The sequence below is a fragment of the Citrobacter sedlakii NBRC 105722 genome (genome assembly GCF_000759835.1).
GTDB lineage: Bacteria > Pseudomonadota > Gammaproteobacteria > Enterobacterales > Enterobacteriaceae > Citrobacter_A > Citrobacter_A sedlakii.
In genome coordinates, this window is record NZ_BBNB01000012.1 from 224,261 (window position 1) to 240,631 (window position 16,371).

At 59.8% G+C, this 16,371-nt stretch carries 18 protein-coding genes; 2 read left to right on the top strand and 16 right to left on the bottom strand.

Translation table 11 applies throughout. The features are described from left to right. The first annotated feature begins 126 nt into the window (after positions 1–126). Both amiA and hemF read left to right on the top strand, forming a co-directional pair. Positions 127–996 (top strand): N-acetylmuramoyl-L-alanine amidase AmiA, encoded by an 870-nt coding sequence (amiA, locus tag CSE01S_RS16875; protein ID WP_042290865.1) that lies wholly within the window; start codon positions 127–129, stop codon positions 994–996. A gap of 2 nt (positions 997–998) precedes the next feature. Further along, entirely contained in the window at positions 999–1,898 is a 900-nt protein-coding gene (hemF, locus tag CSE01S_RS16880; RefSeq protein ID WP_042290866.1) for an oxygen-dependent coproporphyrinogen oxidase, read from the top strand. A 64-nt stretch (positions 1,899–1,962) separates the two neighbouring features. On the opposite strand, the gene eutR is transcribed toward hemF, so the two are convergent. The 16 genes from eutR to eutP all read right to left on the bottom strand — a co-directional run bounded on the left by eutR (position 1,963) and on the right by eutP (position 16,361). Further along, on the bottom strand, positions 1,963–3,015 hold the full coding sequence (eutR, locus tag CSE01S_RS16885) for an HTH-type transcriptional regulator EutR (RefSeq protein WP_042290867.1): 1,053 nt from the start codon (positions 3,013–3,015) through the stop codon (positions 1,963–1,965). 46 nt (positions 3,016–3,061) lie between these two features. Continuing rightward, complete coding sequence (eutK, locus tag CSE01S_RS16890; protein WP_042290869.1) at positions 3,062–3,562, bottom strand: ethanolamine utilization microcompartment protein EutK; 501 nt, start codon at positions 3,560–3,562, stop codon at positions 3,062–3,064. A 12-nt stretch (positions 3,563–3,574) separates the two neighbouring features. Beyond that, on the bottom strand, positions 3,575–4,234 hold the full coding sequence (gene eutL / locus CSE01S_RS16895) for an ethanolamine utilization microcompartment protein EutL (protein WP_042290871.1): 660 nt from the start codon (positions 4,232–4,234) through the stop codon (positions 3,575–3,577). A gap of 10 nt (positions 4,235–4,244) precedes the next feature. Next, positions 4,245–5,141 (bottom strand): ethanolamine ammonia-lyase subunit EutC, encoded by an 897-nt coding sequence (gene eutC, locus CSE01S_RS16900; protein WP_042290872.1) that lies wholly within the window; start codon positions 5,139–5,141, stop codon positions 4,245–4,247. 20 nt (positions 5,142–5,161) lie between these two features. After that, on the bottom strand, positions 5,162–6,523 hold the full coding sequence (eutB, locus tag CSE01S_RS16905; RefSeq protein ID WP_012906585.1) for an ethanolamine ammonia-lyase subunit alpha: 1,362 nt from the start codon (positions 6,521–6,523) through the stop codon (positions 5,162–5,164). Between the two features lie 11 nt (positions 6,524–6,534). Continuing rightward, on the bottom strand, positions 6,535–7,938 hold the full coding sequence (gene eutA / locus CSE01S_RS16910) for an ethanolamine ammonia-lyase reactivating factor EutA (RefSeq protein WP_042290874.1): 1,404 nt from the start codon (positions 7,936–7,938) through the stop codon (positions 6,535–6,537). Continuing rightward, positions 7,935–9,161 carry an ethanolamine utilization protein EutH gene (gene eutH, locus CSE01S_RS16915; RefSeq protein ID WP_042290876.1) on the bottom strand — a complete coding sequence of 409 codons (1,227 nt, stop codon included), beginning with the start codon at positions 9,159–9,161 and terminating at the stop codon, positions 7,935–7,937. Before eutH ends, eutA begins: the two co-directional genes overlap by 4 nt. A 60-nt stretch (positions 9,162–9,221) precedes the next feature. Further along, a complete protein-coding gene (gene eutG, locus CSE01S_RS16920; protein WP_042290877.1) occupies positions 9,222–10,409 on the bottom strand; it encodes an ethanolamine utilization ethanol dehydrogenase EutG in 1,188 nt (395 codons plus the stop codon). Continuing rightward, positions 10,399–11,238: an ethanolamine utilization protein EutJ gene (eutJ, locus tag CSE01S_RS16925; protein ID WP_042290878.1), complete on the bottom strand. Its 840-nt coding sequence runs from the start codon at positions 11,236–11,238 to the stop codon at positions 10,399–10,401. The genes eutG and eutJ overlap by 11 nt, the downstream gene beginning before the upstream one ends. Before the next feature lie 10 nt (positions 11,239–11,248). Continuing rightward, positions 11,249–12,652, bottom strand: a complete 1,404-nt coding sequence (locus CSE01S_RS16930) for an aldehyde dehydrogenase family protein (RefSeq protein ID WP_042290879.1) — start codon at positions 12,650–12,652, stop codon at positions 11,249–11,251. Positions 12,653–12,663: 11 nt separating this feature from the next. After that, positions 12,664–12,951, bottom strand: a complete 288-nt coding sequence (gene eutN, locus CSE01S_RS16935; RefSeq protein WP_042290880.1) for an ethanolamine utilization microcompartment protein EutN — start codon at positions 12,949–12,951, stop codon at positions 12,664–12,666. A 123-nt stretch (positions 12,952–13,074) separates the two neighbouring features. After that, positions 13,075–13,365 carry an ethanolamine utilization microcompartment protein EutM gene (gene eutM / locus CSE01S_RS16940; protein WP_000387720.1) on the bottom strand — a complete coding sequence of 97 codons (291 nt, stop codon included), beginning with the start codon at positions 13,363–13,365 and terminating at the stop codon, positions 13,075–13,077. Between the two features lie 36 nt (positions 13,366–13,401). Next, entirely contained in the window at positions 13,402–14,418 is a 1,017-nt protein-coding gene (gene pta / locus CSE01S_RS16945; protein ID WP_042290882.1) for a phosphate acetyltransferase, read from the bottom strand. Continuing rightward, positions 14,415–15,218 (bottom strand): ethanolamine utilization cob(I)yrinic acid a,c-diamide adenosyltransferase EutT, encoded by an 804-nt coding sequence (gene eutT / locus CSE01S_RS16950; RefSeq protein WP_042290884.1) that lies wholly within the window; start codon positions 15,216–15,218, stop codon positions 14,415–14,417. Before eutT ends, pta begins: the two co-directional genes overlap by 4 nt. Then, complete coding sequence (eutQ, locus tag CSE01S_RS16955) at positions 15,215–15,904, bottom strand: ethanolamine utilization acetate kinase EutQ (protein WP_042290886.1); 690 nt, start codon at positions 15,902–15,904, stop codon at positions 15,215–15,217. Before eutQ ends, eutT begins: the two co-directional genes overlap by 4 nt. Next, the gene (gene eutP / locus CSE01S_RS16960) at positions 15,879–16,361 is read right to left on the bottom strand and encodes an ethanolamine utilization acetate kinase EutP (protein WP_042290887.1); all 483 of its coding nucleotides are present in this window, start codon (positions 16,359–16,361) and stop codon (positions 15,879–15,881) included. Before eutP ends, eutQ begins: the two co-directional genes overlap by 26 nt. Positions 16,362–16,371 lie beyond the last annotated feature (10 nt).

A 16,371-nucleotide genomic window follows, 5' to 3' on the forward strand; every position in this document is an offset into this window, starting at 1 on the left:
AATGGCATAATAGCGAGCTGTCATGTATTGAAATGAAAAGTAAAACAATTCTCAACATCAACAGTCGTAACGGATTACGCGATACGATATAACATCTGGATTAAATATTTTTACAACTCAGGCCGTATGAGCACTTTTAAACCCCTAAAAACACTCACATCGCGCCGCCAGGTGCTGAAAGCCGGGCTGGCTGCCCTGACCATTTCGGGGATGACCCACGCCACAGCAAAAGAAGCTCCCCTGAAAACCAGCAACGGACACAGCCAGCCCGCGAAAAAAAAATCGGGCGGCAAGCGGATCGTGGTGCTGGACCCCGGCCACGGCGGCATTGATACCGGCGCGATTGGTCGCAACGGCTCGAAAGAGAAACATGTCGTGCTGGCGATCGCCAAAAATGTGCGTTCAATATTACGCAGCCAGGGAATCGACTGCCGCCTGACGCGTTCGGGGGATACGTTTATCCCTCTGTACGATCGCGTTGAAATCGCTCATAAGCACGGCGCCGATCTGTTTATGTCGATCCACGCCGACGGTTTTACAAACCCAAGCGCCTCAGGCGCGTCAGTGTTCGCATTGTCTAATCGCGGCGCCAGTAGCGCAATGGCGAAATACCTTTCCGACCGCGAAAACCGCGCCGACGAGGTGGCCGGTAAAAAAACCACCGACAGGGATCACCTGTTACAACAGGTGTTGTTCGACCTGGTGCAAACGGACACCATTAAAAACAGCCTGACGCTTGGATCGCACATTCTTAAGAAGATCAAACCCGTGCACAAGCTGCACAGCCGTTCCACGGAACAGGCGGCGTTTGTGGTGCTAAAATCACCGTCAATACCGTCGGTGCTGGTAGAAACCTCCTTTATCACTAATCCGGAAGAAGAGCGACTGCTGGGCACTGCGGCGTTCCGGCAGAAAATCGCGACCGCCATCGCCAATGGCGTCGTCAGTTATTTCCACTGGTTCGATAACCAGAAAGCCCATTCGAAGAAACGCTGAATATGAAACCCGATGCACAACGCGTTAAACAGTTCCTGCTGACCTTGCAGGACACACTTTGCCAGCAGCTCAGCGCCATTGACGGCGCGACATTCATTGAAGACAGCTGGCAGCGTGAAGCTGGCGGCGGTGGACGCAGTCGGGTACTGCGTAACGGCGGCATTTTTGAGCAGGCGGGCGTAAATTTTTCCCATGTCCATGGCGAGGCGATGCCCGCTTCCGCCACGGCCCATCGTCCTGAGCTGGCCGGACGCAGTTTCGAAGCGATGGGCGTCTCGCTGGTGGTGCATCCGCTCAACCCGTACGTTCCCACCAGCCACGCTAACGTGCGCTTTTTTATTGCCGAAAAGCCCGGTGCCGATCCGGTCTGGTGGTTCGGCGGCGGTTTTGACCTCACGCCCTACTACGGTTTTGCCGACGATGCCGTTCACTGGCACCGGACCGCGCGCGATCTGTGTCTGCCGTTTGGCGACGAGCTCTACCCCCGCTATAAAAAATGGTGTGACGACTACTTTTTCCTGAAGCATCGCAATGAGCAGCGCGGCATCGGCGGGCTGTTTTTTGACGATCTGAACACACCGGATTTCGATCGCTGTTTCGCCTTTATGCAGGCGGTGGGGAACGGTTATGCTGATGCCTACCTGCCGATCGTCGAACGTCGCAAAGCGATGCCCTGGGGCGAGCGCGAGCGTAACTTCCAGTTGTATCGTCGCGGGCGTTATGTGGAATTTAACCTGGTCTGGGATCGCGGTACCCTGTTTGGGTTACAGACAGGCGGACGCACCGAATCGATTTTGATGTCGATGCCGCCGCTGGTGCGTTGGGAGTACGACTGGCAGCCGGAAGACGGTAGCCCGGAAGCCGCATTGAGTGACTTTATTCAGGTACGCGACTGGGTGTGAGTCGCGCCGCTTCGCAGGCTGGATAAGCGGCGCGCCATGCGGCAATCACGCAGCCGCCATTGCCTCACATCCACTGGCGCATTCGTTGATGTAACGTCGACGACGGCTTCTCGGCAAACAGCTGCTGGTAGTCGGTGGCGAACTGGCCCAAGTGCCAGAATCCCCACTGCATCGCGGCGTCCTTGACCGTGGCGCTTTGCGACCACGGACTGATCAGTTCGCGGCGCACCGCGTTCAGGCGGATCCTTTTCAACCACGCGTTTGGGCCAATCCCCAAAATAGCGTGAAACGCATTCTGCAACGTGCGACGGCTGACGTGCAGTTGATTGCACAGATCCAGCACCGTCAGCGGCTCAGACATGTTTTCCAGCACATACTCCCGCGCCCGCGACAGCAGCCTGCGGTAGCCCTGATGGCTAACGCTTTCCGCCGTATGAATTGGCTGCGCCTCTTCCAGCATCGTCCCCATCGCCATTAGCAGGTTATCGCCAAGCACTTTTCGTACAGCGGGCTGATGGAGATTCTCCGGACTCTCGCTAAACGTCGCCAGCGCCTGCTGAACAAAGCCCCACAGCGCCGCTTTGTGCTGCTCTTTGACCTCCAGCGCCGCCTGGCTGCGCAGCATATGTAGCACCCGCTCCGGGTTATGTAAAAAATTGGCCTGCCGGGAGATCACATCTTCCGAAATCACCACCCCAAGAATGGTGTAATCGTCCGGGGTACTCAGTTCAAACTCGGTACCACCCGGCCGGGTCGCAATCTCCGCGCTGCCGAGGCACTGGCTGCCAATAAACCCCTGCTCGCCGCGCGTCGCCGGAATACCAAACCAGAAAGAGTTCGGCCAGACCAGACATGACTGGCGCAGCGCCAGTCCGGTGTATTCACGGAACACCTGAATATCATCGAGCAGGATTTCCGTGAACTCGCCATGAAATTTGCCGGGATGCAGTTGATCGTAAATCTGCTGCCAGGCGGTAATGGTCAGGGCGTGCTCATACACGTCCGTGGTTCGCCGCTGGTGAACGTTGTCCACTTCCACCTTCGGCGTCAGTTTTACGTCTTCGGGTAATGCTTCATGATAAAGATGGTGCAAGTTAGCTGTACGGGTCTTTTTCATGATCTTTATGCCGGACGCCTGTTGAGACGCCCGGCCCTCCGACAGATTAATTTTTTATGCGATAGCGACTGCTGCGTTTACGCAACGCCCCGTCCGTAAAAAGCTGCTCCAGCGCCGCCCGGGCCTGCTCCAGCGGCCAGCCAAAGTGCGCGGCAACCTCGCCCGCCGTCATGCCCTGACGCACCCCGGCGAGTTTTGCCAACAGCGCATCGGCGTTGTCTGGTACGCCAGGCGGCTGCGGCGCCGTTTTCGGCGCGGGAGGCGCCGATGCACGCTGAAACCCGCCGATCAGCCACTGGGTGTCATCCTCGGGCCGACCAATCTCTTTTCGGCTGATGACGCGTCCGGTGCGCTGCGCCGCGGCGCTTCCGGCATCCAGCGCCGCCCGACAGGCCGCCAGATCGCCCTCCACTACCAGCGTCACCTTGCCAGGGTCAAGCACTTCGTGATTCAGCAGCGTGACGTTGGCGGCTTTCAGCATGGCATCCACGGCATCCACCGCCGCGACCATGCCCTCCACTTCCAGTAATCCCAGCGCATTGATCATCGGCAACCTCCGTTACGCGCGCTGGATTGGACTACGGGCGATATCCAGAACCGCATCGGTAAAGGCATTGCAGGCCGCTTTACAGGCCGCCTGGCTCCCGGTTAAAAACGCAGCGGAATAGTTGGTTTCCGACGGCGGCGGCACGTAGGTCACCAGTTGAACATCGGCAGATTTCATCGCCGCATCAATACCAAAGGTCGCTTCCAGCGGCGGCGCAACCAGATAAGCGATCGGATCGCCCAGCGCAATCCCCGCGGTTGACGAGAGATACGAACCGGTGCGCGACACCACGTGCGCGAGAAATGCCGTATCTTCCGCATCGTTCGCCCACTGGAACGCAGCGCCGCTTTCAATATGGGCGACCATCGCGTCCAGTCCGGCGCGAACCTCCGCCGGGTTTGGTCCGCCGAGCATAATCAGCACTTCTCCGGCGGTAGGCGACGGGCCGTGGGCAGCGCCAGCGTATAGCGAGCGGCCATACACCACTTCCACCATCGCCTGTTTCGTCGCTTCGTCTGCGGCAATATACGTCACGTCATCAGAGTCTGCCGTGATGAGACCGAGGCTACGTATATGCGACGGTAATTTCAGTTCGCGCGCAAACCCGTCGTTTACGGAAGCAATCACGCGCATCGCGCTGACCGAGGGTCGAATCAAATCTAATGCTGGCATGATGCCTCCTTTAACGGGTCATGTTGATGCCGGACGCCTTTTGCTCCAGCATGCGTTTGGCCAAATCGACAATGACGGCGGCCGCTTCGACCGGCGGGGTGCCGCCCTGGTGGATGTTCGAAATACAGGTGCGATCGGCTTCCACGGTGGTCGCCACACGCGGGGAATAGACCGCGTAGCAGGAGAGACTTTCTGACTGCCCCAGCCCAGGACGTTCGCCGACCAGCAGGACAACCACCTTCGCACCGAGGATCTCGCCGATCTGATCTTCTATCTTCACGCGGCCATAGCGCACAAAGAACGGCGTGCCGACCTTCAGCCCCGCCTGCTTCAGCCCGGCGAGAAGGGGCGGCAAAATCTCCTCATAGTTGGCCGTGATCGCATCAGTGGAAAGACCGTCGGATACCACCACCTGCACGTCCGGATTCATCACGCACTGCGCTTTCAGCGCCTCGACCGCTTCCGGACTCAGCCGACGCCCCATGTCCGGGCGGGTCAGATACAGGTTTTTGTCGCTGATTTCCGAACGCACCTCCAGCAACCCCTGGGCTTTCACCCACTCTTCCGGCACTTCTTTCAGCACCGTGTCTTTCGAACGCGAGTGATCGGCGAGAAAGCGCAGCAGCGCCTGGGTGCGTGGGCGCGGCCCGGCGCGCCCCGTGCAAACCCGTGCGGCGGTGCTACGACGCAGCTCCGTGAGCACGTCGGCGCGGTGCGGATGCTCAACGCCAATCCACGCTTTCGCTTGTGCGGATCCTAAATCGACCTCACAGCTTTCGCTGGCGACGGGCGCCGCGCACTGCGGCTTATGGCATCCCTGCGCGGACGGCGCGGCGGTTTGTGGCGCGTCCTGGCCCATTGACGCCATCACGCTACGTACAATTTCTTCAATCTGTTTTTGATCCATGGTGTCTCATCCCCGCGTCATCAGAAGAACAGTGACGGATCGCCCGCCCGTTTGGTCAGACGACCGTTTGCCATAATGCCCATCGTTTCCAGCCAGCGTTCAAACTCCGGCGACGGGCGCAGATTCAGCAGCTGGCGCACGGTTGCGGTGTCGTGGAAGGCGGTGGTCTGATAGTTGAGCATGATGTCGTCGCCGAGCGGCATGCCCATGATGTAGTTGCAGCCGGCGGTGGCGAGCAAAATCATCAGGTTTTCGTTGAGGTTCTGATCGGCGTCGGCATGGTTGGTGTAGCAGCAGTCGCAGCCCATCGAAATGCCGCTCAGCTTGCCCATAAAGTGATCTTCCAGGCCCGCACGAATAATCTGGCGATCGTTATAGAGGTACTCCGGCCCGATAAAGCCCACCACCGTATTAACGAGGAACGGATCGTAGTGCCGCGCCAGCCCGTAGTTACGCGCTTCCATTGTCACCTGATCCGCGCCAAAGTTAGCGCCAGCGGAAAGCGCCGAACCTTGCCCGGTTTCAAAGTACAGGCAGTTTTCCCCGGCGATGCGGTTGAATTCCGCCCCCACCGCGCGCGCTTCATCCAGCATCGCCAGCTCGACGCCAAACTCTTTTAATCCCTTCTCGCTGCCGCAAATACTCTGGAAGATCAGCCCGCCCGGCGCGCCGCGACGGATCGCTTCGATCTGGGTCGTCACATGCGCCAGCACGCAGCCCTGGGTCGGGATGTTGAACTTGTCGATGACGCCGTAAACGGTATCCAGCACGCGGCTTAAGTTTTCCACGTCGTCGGTGACCGGGTTGACGCCAATCACCGCATCGCCTGCGCCAAAAGAAAGCCCTTCATAGATTTGCGCGGCAATACTCTGCACATCGTCGCGGGTGTCGTTCGGTTGTAAGCGGCAGCTAAAGGTGCCTGGAATACCGATCGTGGTATTGGCCTTTTTAATCACCGGCATTTTCTTGCCGCCGTAAATCAGATCGGCGTTGGAACAAATTTTCGCTACCGCCGCCACCACTTCAGAGGTGAGTCCTTTACGGGTAAAAGCGATGTCGTCAACGGATGTTTCGTCGCTCAACACGTACTCGCGCAGTTCGCTGATGCTCCAGTTTTTAATGCGGTTATAAGCGGTTTCGTTGACGTCATCCTGAATCAGACGCGTCACGCAGTCCTCCTCATAGGCAATCACCGGATTATTGCGAATATCCGCCACTGTCATTTCTGACAGTACTTGTTTCGCCGCCACGCGCTCCTGCGAACTTTGCGCTGCGACGCCTGCCAGCACATCCCCCGAACGCAGTTCGTTGGCCTTTGCCAGCACCTCTTTTACATCCTTAAACTGATATACATTGCCGAACAATGTGGTCTTTAGTTTCATAAGTCGTTCCCTCAGGAAGGAAATGCGAGTGATTTCACCGTCACCGGCACAACCGATCCGCCAAAAAGAGGCGTACCAATGTCGATATAGTCCCCCGCCCGCACGACCACCTCATCGATGACCGCCAGCGGGAGTTGCTGTAACTGCGGGCGCAACAACATGCCCAGGGCTTTACCAAAATCCTGCTCGGCCACCACCAGCAGGGGATGCGGATTGGGAAAACGCGCGACAAAGGCGGTCAGCGCGTCGATGACCGACAGTAACGCGGCGTAACGCACCGGAAGCGAGGCGGGCAGCGCCAGCACGTAAGCGTCGTTTTGGGGATCGAGATCGAGTTGAATGAGCGCCTGCTGCCAGGCAAGCAACAGATCCGCGTCATCCTGCGGGATCGCCACCGGCAGATTACGCAGCGGCAGTTGAACGTCGTCCAGCCAAATCGTACTGCCGGACAGCGACAGCGTATGCGCCCCCGCGCCGATCACCGTGGCCCGTACGGTCTGCGCCGGAAACTGCACGTTCATCTCCCGCAGGCGGGGATGTTCGTGCAGCGCCGTCGCTAACAGCGGTCCGATGTCAGCAAAACAGAACGGATCGGCGGGCAGGTTGCGGTAGCATTCGCCCACCCCGCCGGAAAGCGTAATCACATCAGGTTTCGCCCCGGCAGGCAGCAGCGCGGTTTGCATCAGCGCCTGCGCCAGCGGTGACGGCGTGCCGTCAATGATTTCCACAATCAGTTCCGCCATCCGCTGCGTCACCTCAACGACCTGCGCCACAGTAAGTGTACGGGCGTCAGTTCCTTCGCCGAACAGCGCTGCGACGATCTTCTGACCGGGTTGGTGAGCGTAAACCACGCGTCCCTGGCCGTCGGTTTCCAACAGACGGCCCCCCACATTCAGGCAGGCGGTACCGGTGACCTTTCCGGCATCAAACAGCGCGTAGTTCGACGTCCCGCCGCCGATGTCGATATTGAGCACCCGACACATCCGCTGCTCTGAAAGGGTTTGCGCGCCCGCGCCGTGTCCGGCAATCACCGACTCCAGATGGGGACCGGCGCTGGCGACGACAAAGTCGCCGAGCGACTGCGACAGCGCCATTACCGCCCCGCGCGCATTGCGGGTTTTCGCGCTCTCGCCGGTGATGATGATCGCCCCGGAGTCCACGGTTTCCGGCGCGATGCCGGCCGCATGGTATTGTTCAAGGATTAATGCCCTGAGTTCGGCCTCTTTTAACCCACCCTGCTTATCGACAGGCGTAAAGAAAACCGGGCTTTGCCAGCTAATTTCGCGTTTGATGAATTCGTAACGAGGCACCTGCGACACCGCCGCGCGGTTGACCAGTTCCAGTCGTGAGAAGATCACCTGGGTGGTGGTGGTGCCAATATCGATACCAACGCTCAGTAGCTGGCGAGTGTTCACGATTGCGCCTCCACGTCGATTTCTGCCGGGACATTTTCATCTTTTGGCACCAGCATCATCGCCACGCCAATCGCCGTGACGCCGCCAATGAGCTTGCCGACAATCATCGGGAAAATCATCGCGTTCATGTTGGCTGCCGCGAAGCCTAAGTGGTCGCCCAGCGCGAAGGCGGCAGAGACAGCGAATGCGCAGTTGATCACTTTGCCGCGGGTATCCATCTGCTTCATCATGCCGAACATCGGGATATTGTTCGCCAGCGTCGCCACCATGCCGCCCGCCGCCATATTGTTGATTTTGAGCAGGCCGCCGACGCGCATCAGTGGTTTTTCGAACCAGCGGGTCAGCAACAGCACCATCGGATAAGCGCCGAGCAGCACGCAGGAAATAGAACCGATCACTTCGATGGCGCGCATCACCTCGCCGGGCGTGTCGCCAGGGGCCATGAAGATCGGATCAAGCCCTGGGATCAGATCCCAACCGAGCAGGAATTTGATCACCGCCGCCGCCAGGCCGATAGTGATCAGCGCCACGAGGAATTTGGCGAAGATCTGGAAGCCGCTGATCATCTTTTCCGGAATGAACTTCAACCCCAGCGCCACCAGCACCGCAACGATGATCACCGGGATCATGTTCATCAGGATCAGCGCGAAGGTAAACTCCACCGGCTGACCGTTGATCTCAACGCCGGAATACATTGCCACCAGCCCCCCGGCGATACAGCCGATGGGGATCGTCACGATGCCCGCCAGCACGCCGAGCGCCAGCCAGCGGCGGTCAGACGGCTCAATGATCCCCAGCGCCACCGGAATAGAGAAGACGATGGTTGGCCCCATCATCGCGCCGAGAATTAACCCTGAGTATAGCCACGCCGCCACATCGCCGCCCGCCAGCTCTTTGGCGAGGAAGAAACCGCCCATGTCGCAGGCCAGCAGCGTACCGGCGAACATTGACGGGTTCGCACCGAGCATTTCATACAGCGGAATAATCACCGGTCCGAGCAATTTCGCTAACACCGGCGCCAGCGCGGTCATACCGACCATGGCCAACCCCAGCGCGCCCATCGCCATAAAACCTTCTTCAAACTGTCCACCGGACCCTTCAATGCTTTTGCCGAATTTTCCGAGGAAACGCGCTGAACCGCCGAACTGTGACAGGATCCTGTCCACGGCGGCAATCAGCATAAAGAACATCATGATGTACATGATGATTTCGTTAATTCCCATAGCCTCTACTCCCTGTCTTTTGTGATTCGTGGGCCTGATGGCGCTGCGCTTATCAGGCTGTTAATGTGCCGCCGTGTACAGGTCGATAATCTGTTCCCGGCTGGCGGTGCGTGGGTTGGTGCGCAGACAAATATCCTCCAGCGCCCCCGTCGCCCAGCCGCTGTAATGTGCTGCTTCCGCGCCTGCGTCGCCGAGGCGCGTCGTCAGGCCCACTTCGGCGATCAGATCGCTCACTGCCGTGATGGCATCGCGATCGTCCGATTTCTTATTGGTCAACGCCCGCCCGATATGCGTAAAGCGTTCACGGCACACCATTCGGTTAAACCCCATCACCGTTGGCAGCAGCATGGCATTCGCCTGGCCGTGAGGGATGTGCAGCGTCGCCCCCGGCTGGTGCGCCATCGCATGGCACAGCCCCAGTCCGGCGCTGGAAAACGCCATTCCCGCCATACAGGAGGCAAGCAGCATACTTTCGCGCGCGGCGAGATCGTGTCCGTAGCCCACCGCTTTCGGCAGTGATTTGCCGATCATCGCTATCGCGCCAATCGCCAGGCTGTCAGTAAACGGGGAGGCATTCAGCGCGCTGTACGCTTCCACCGCGTGAGTGAGCGCATCAATACCGGTCATTGCCGTGACCGATGACGGCACGCCTTCGGTCAGCGCGGCGTCAAGAATCGCCAGATCCGGCATCAAAGAGGCATGCGCCAGCACCTGTTTGCGCCCGCTCGCCGCGTCGGTAATCACCGTGACGTTGGTGGTTTCCGATCCGGTACCGGCGGTGGTAGGCACCGCGATCAGCGGCAGGCGCGGACGCAGCGTGCTGGTTTCCGTCATCTCTGCCAGCGTCAGGCTGGGATTGGTGACCAACAGCGCGACCGCTTTTGCCGCATCCAGCACGGATCCGCCGCCAAACGCCACCACGCCGTCGCATTTAGCCTCGCGCAGCTGCGCAACCGCGGCACAGACGTCGGTAATACAGGGTTCCCCTGGTGGACACGACCAGACCGTCATCGCCACGCCCTTCATCGCCAGGCTGCGCTCAAGCGGCGCGGTCAATCCGGCCTGATGCAGAAAACTGTCGACCATCACAAACAGATGGCTGAGTTCGCGCGTCTGCGCTTCCTGTCCGCAAGCGCTCAACGCGCCGAGTCCACACAGCGTGACCGGCGGAACGCTAAAGGTTTTCACGCGTTGCAGATTCAGGGTATCGAATGCCTGAAAGAGCGCCGTCTGCAAGTCAGCTTGCATAGATTCCCTCCGCTTTCTCTTTCCCGCTGTTAGCGATAGCCAGCGGCGTCATAAACAGGCTGTGTTGGGGCAGATGCACCTGTAAAGTCGGGAAACGCTGGCGAAACAGTTCGCCCACCCCCGGCTGCATGCAGGAACCGCCCGCCAGCCACAGATCGTTAATCCCCTGCCCTTCAATGTGCCGGGCGACAATCTCCGCCATTTTTTCGTACACCGGCTTAACCACCGGCCAAATCTCCTGCGCATTGCTGCGCTTGTACTGTTCGGCGTCCTCCAGCGAGATGCGCCGGTTTCCGGCAAGGGTCAGTGAAATGTGATGACCACCGGTCGCTTCGTCGGCGGACCAGGTCACGTCCCCCCGCTTCACGATGGCGATGCCGGTCGTGCCGCCGCCGATATCCACCACGCCGGCGTTATCGAGTTGCAGCAGATCCGCCACTGCAGTCGGTTCATCCAGCACGTGGCTCACCTCCAGCCCGGCCGACTCCAGCACGTTGATTGAAATGCGCGGATCGGTGCCCGGCGGGAATGAGGTCGCCGCATGGGTGAAGCGGCAGCCGAGCCGTTTTTCGAGCGTCTCGAGATGACGGCGCACCAGGGTGACCGCGCCGAAGAAATCCCAGACGATGCCGTCACGCACGACGTCAGCCCAGTCGAGGCACACCGCGACGGGCTGCGCGTCGCCGTCGACGACCATCGACACTACGTCGCAGGTGCCCAAATCCACGCCCAGCCACAGCGGAGACTCGCTGTCAGCGGGCGTCTGATTACAGAGCTGCGCGGCTTTTTGCAGTCGCGGCGTCAGCCAGCGTTGTTCGTCGTGCGCCATGTTTTATCCCTTAAACGATTCTGAACGCATCCACCAGCACGCAACGACGCAGACGCACAAAGGTACGCGCGCTGGTGACCCCTTCCCCGGTTGGCGTAGTGATGGTCATCGTGGTCCAGCCTTCACCGCCCAGCCCCAGTCCGGCAATGCACGGCCCGTTTTTGACGAAAATGCTGGTATCAATGGCGTTGGCCATCTGGTTCATGTTGTCGATATTGCGCGAGTGCATAGCCGCCGTATGGTGACAGCCGCCTTCCAGCTCAACCGCCAACGCGATCGCCTCATCGACATTTCCCACCCGTACGACCGGCAGCACCGGCATCATCAGTTCGGTAACGGCGAACGGATGTGTGGCTGGCGTTTCGACAAACAGCAGCCGGGTTGGCTCAGGAACCTTCAGACCAATGGCTGCCGCGATTTTCGCCGCGTCACGGCCCACCCAGTCACGGCTGACGGTGCCTTTGCCGCGTTCATCAATATTTTTCAGCAGTACCGGCTGAAGCTGTTCGGCCTGCGCGGCGGTCAGTTTCACCGCCTGTTGGCCTTCCATCAGACGCATCAATTCGTCGGCAACGCTGTCGACGACAATCAGTACCTTCTCGTCGGCGCAAATAATGTTGTTATCAAAGGACGCGCCTTTCACGATGGATTCGGCGGCGCGCGCGAGGTCGGCGGTCTCATCCACCACCACCGGCGGATTACCGGCCCCTGCGGCAATCAGCCGCTTGTTGGTGTGTTTACGGGCGGCTTCGACGACCGCTTCGCCGCCAGTGACCACCAGCAGGCCGATGCCCGGGTACTTAAACAGCCGTTGGGCGGTTTCGATATCCGGATTCGCCACCGTGACCAGCAGGTTCTCCGGGCCGCCCGCCGCCACCACCGCCTGGTTGAGCAGGGTGATGGCGCGCTGTGAAACGCCTTTCGCCGCCGGATGCGGGGCAAACACCACGCTGTTGCCGGCAGCAATCAGGCTGATGGCGTTATTAATCACCGTCGCCGCCGGGTTGGTGGACGGCGTCACCGAGGCCACCACGCCCCACGGCGCGTTTTCAATCAGGGTCAGTCCGTTATCACCGGTCAGTACCTGCGGCGACAGACATTCCACACCCGGCGTGCCGCGCGCCTGGGCGATATTTTTAGCCACTTTATCTTCGACACGGCCCATGCCGGTTTCTTTGACGGCAAACTCCGCCAGTTCTCTGGCGTGTTTTTCGCCCGCCTCACGAATGGCGTGAATCGCAAGCTGGCGCATCGCCACGCTTTTCAGCCCCTGCTGGGCGATTTTTGCGGCTGCCACCGCATCATCCAGGGAGGCAAAAACGCCCATTTCATGAACGGCGGCCACCGGATGGCTGCTGTCCTTCATTTTCAGCAGCACCGCTTTTACCACCTGTTCAATGTCCTGTTGATTCATGATGTTCAGTCCTATTTATGGAAAATCACCTGACCGCCCGCCACCACTTCATCGACGATGCCAATGACGCACAGATCCACCGGCGAGGCTTCACTGCGGTGCGCCTGACGCGCCGAGCTGCCGCTGACCAGCAGTACCCATTCGCCGGTTCCCGCGCCGATACTGTCGATAGCGACAGCGCACTGCCCGTCCGGGTTGCCCGCAGCATCAATCATCTCGACCATCAGCAGCTTGTCGTGGGCCAGTCCCTGATGGCGGACGGTGCAGACGATTTGTCCTGTAACGACAGCCAGTTTCATACCCGCCTCCTTGTTGCCGGATGACCGCGCCTGGCGCCTTATCCGGCCTACACAATCCGAACGCCGTGGGTGGTCTCCCGTAGGCCGGATAAGCACAGCGCCATCCGGCACCACGTGTCATGCTTAGATGTTGCTGTCGCCTTTGAAGCTGATCGGGAAGACTTCTTCCAGATCGCCATGCGGACGTGGGATAACATGTACGGAGACCAGCTCGCCAATGCGCTGCGCGGCGGCGGCGCCAGCATCCGTTGCCGCTTTGCACGCCGCGACGTCGCCGCGCACCATCGCGGTCACCAGACCACCACCAATCTGCTTCACACCAACCAGTTTCACGCGCGCGGCTTTCACCATCGCATCAGAGGCCTCAATCAGTGCAACCAGGCCCCGGGTTTCAATCATTCCTAAAGCTTCCATTGTGTTTTCCTCTCATGGGGTCCAGAACGGGACCGTTTATACAACCAGGGTTTGCGAATCGCGTACGCGGCTCGCGTCAGTCTGGCGCGGCACCGCAGCCACCAGCGCCAGTTCGATAATTTCCTGTACGCTACAGCCCCGTGACAGGTCATGTAGCGGCGCGGCCAGCCCCTGAATCAGCGGCCCGACAGCGCGGTATCCGCCCAGACGCTGGGCGATTTTGTAGCCGATATTGCCCGCCTCCAGCGACGGAAAGACCATCACGTTGGCGTTGCCCCGCAGCGGACTGTCGGGCGCTTTTTGCGCGGCGACCTCCGGCACGAAGGCGGCGTCAAACTGCAGTTCACCGTCCACCTGCAGTTGGGGCGCGCGTTCCCTCACGATCTCTGTCGCCTGCTGCACGTTAGCGACGTTAGGATGACGGGCGCTGCCGTGGCTGGAAAACGACAGCATCGCCACCCGCGGCTCGTCGCTGGTAATGGCGCGCCATGACGCCGCGCTGGCGATGGCGATATCCGCCAGTTGCGCCGCCGTGGGCTGCGGCACCACGCTACAGTCGGCAAACCCTAACGCTGGCCCAACGTACTGCGGCAGCATCAAAAAAATGGACGACAAGGTTTTGCAGCCAGGCTGAAGGCCGATGATGCGTAGTCCGGCGCGCAGCACGTTGGCCGTCGATGACAGATTTCCCGCAATGCACACATCAGCGTGCCCCGCGCTGACCATCGCTGCGGCAAACATCAGCGGGTCGCTCAGTTTTTCCACCGCATCCGTCGGCGTTTTTTCGCCTGCTTTTGCCAGCCAACGGCGGGCAAAATCCTCGCGCATTGCGGGATTGCTTTGTGGGTCGATGACCTGAATCCCGTCCAGGGCCACGCGGTGGCTCAACGCAAACTGACGCAGAGCGAATGGGCTGGCGACCAGAACCGGGCGCGCCAGCCCCTGCTGTTGCAGGTAGTGCGCCGCTTTTAACACGCGCGGGTCTAACGCATCCGGAAACACCACCCTGGCAGGCGCCTGTAAGGCCAACTGGCGGGCGCGTTCAATGATCATTGTTCACCTCCCAGTCGCTGTTGGATCTGACTGACGGTAAGCGGCTGCGTCGCGACGGACAAAATCATCATCACGTAGACCGCGCTGGAAAGGCGGTTCAGCGCCTGCATGATGTCTGGTCGCAGAACCTCAAAACTGCGGTTGATAAAGACCTGCGCGGCAATGGTTTCCGTTTCGCGCACTTTGGTGCGTAGCAGGTTAAGCAGCGCCGCGTCGCGCCCGTGGCGGGCTTCCGGCACCAGATGGTCGTGGTCGAGATAGCGCAACGGCTGATGAGAAAGGCGGTGCAGATCGTCTTCGTTCAGGCCGACAATCGACTGCGCCGCCAGCGGCTCGTCCATCGCGTCGGCGCGCATAATATTGCCAAGCCGCGAACGAATATCCGCCAGCCACGGCTGCCAGAGGTCCGCCAGTTCTGTTTGCAGCCACACAGTCAACGCGATAGTGCTGTCCAGCGCGGCGCGAAAACCCAGGCGCGGATCGCTTTTCGCGACCATTTTGTCCGCCGTCAGATGGGTCAGCGTGTCGGGCTTCTCCTTCACCGGTTGGCGGCACAGTTCGCAGCAGGCCTGCGGATGGGTGTCGCTGCTGGTCAGGCCGTGCACCGGCTGCAGTTGCTGTTGCTCGTCGTCGACGAACAGGCGGCCCTGCTCATCAAGAAATTTGATGCGCAGACGGCGACTTTCCAGCAGTTCACGGGCAGAGGGCGTCAGGCGGGCGTCGGCGGGAAGATGGATCTCCGCACCCTCGCTGAGCGTATGGTTCGCTCTGAGCCATGCTTCGGTGATGAAGTCGTTCATACCGATTGCCAGTTCGCAGGCCACGCTACGTACAGGAAACGCACGGTCGTCGGCGTGCCAAATTCAATGCTGGAGCCTTTAGGGATAAACATGACGTCCCCGGCTCTGGCGATCAGGGTTTCGCCTTCGTGACGCACATGCAGTTCGCCTTCCAGCACCATGTCGATTTCGTCGTAGTTCAGCGTCCACGGGAAGAAAGCGTTGTCCCACTGCATAAATCCGGCGGCCATGCTGCTGCCATCCTGCTCAGTCACCAGATCGGTTAAGCCCACGCAGTGCGGTTCGGCGCCGTCAAAACGACCAAACTTCACGCTGCTGCCGTCAACAACCTTGATTCCGCCTTTGCCGGTAACGGATTTAAAGCCCGGCTGCATCCCGGCCTGCTCCAGCGACTGTTTTTCTTTCAGCACTTTCTCCATCAGTTGCGAAACCAGGCTTTCGGTGAACTGCCCTTCCGGCAACTGCGCTATGATGGTTTCACGAATGCGCTGGGTATCGGATTTGCCCGCGTCCGCGCAGCTCGTCGTCGGGGCAGATTCGTCGCATTCCGTTATCGTCACGCCCAGCAGTTCCGCGACCTCTCGCGCTTCCGGGGTGATTATGCTGGCGCGCAGGACCACCGACATCGCCTGTTCGCCGCGTGCATGAGCCGCACGTATATCATTCGCTGTGATGAGTTTTTTCACCTGCCCCTTCCTCCTTTTGGCTAAGCTCACTCAGATGGTCCACCAGATGCTGTACGCTGCCCGGATCCTGGCTGTTGAGGGCAAAAATCGGCTCTGCAAAGCCCATCCCGCGCAGTAACGCCCGCGTAGCAGGCACGTCGGCATCCGGCCTGTCCGTTTTGCTGATCACCGCAATGTGTCGTTTACTGGCGCCAATATCTAACAGCCCGGCAGGTAAGCGACTTTCTCTGTCATTTGCCGCATGGACATAAATCAACGTGTCGACGTCCTGCAGCGTGGTTATTAAGGCGTGGTACCAGCGGGGATGGCTGAAATATTCCCCGGGGGTGTCAATATCGCCGTCGGCATTAAATTCCACGGCCTGCGTTTTCCTGGCGAGGGAATAATTTCCCTGCAGCGCGTTAAAAAGCGTCGTTTTTCCCGCGCCTACCGCCCCCACAAACGCAATACGTTTCATACCGGCTCCG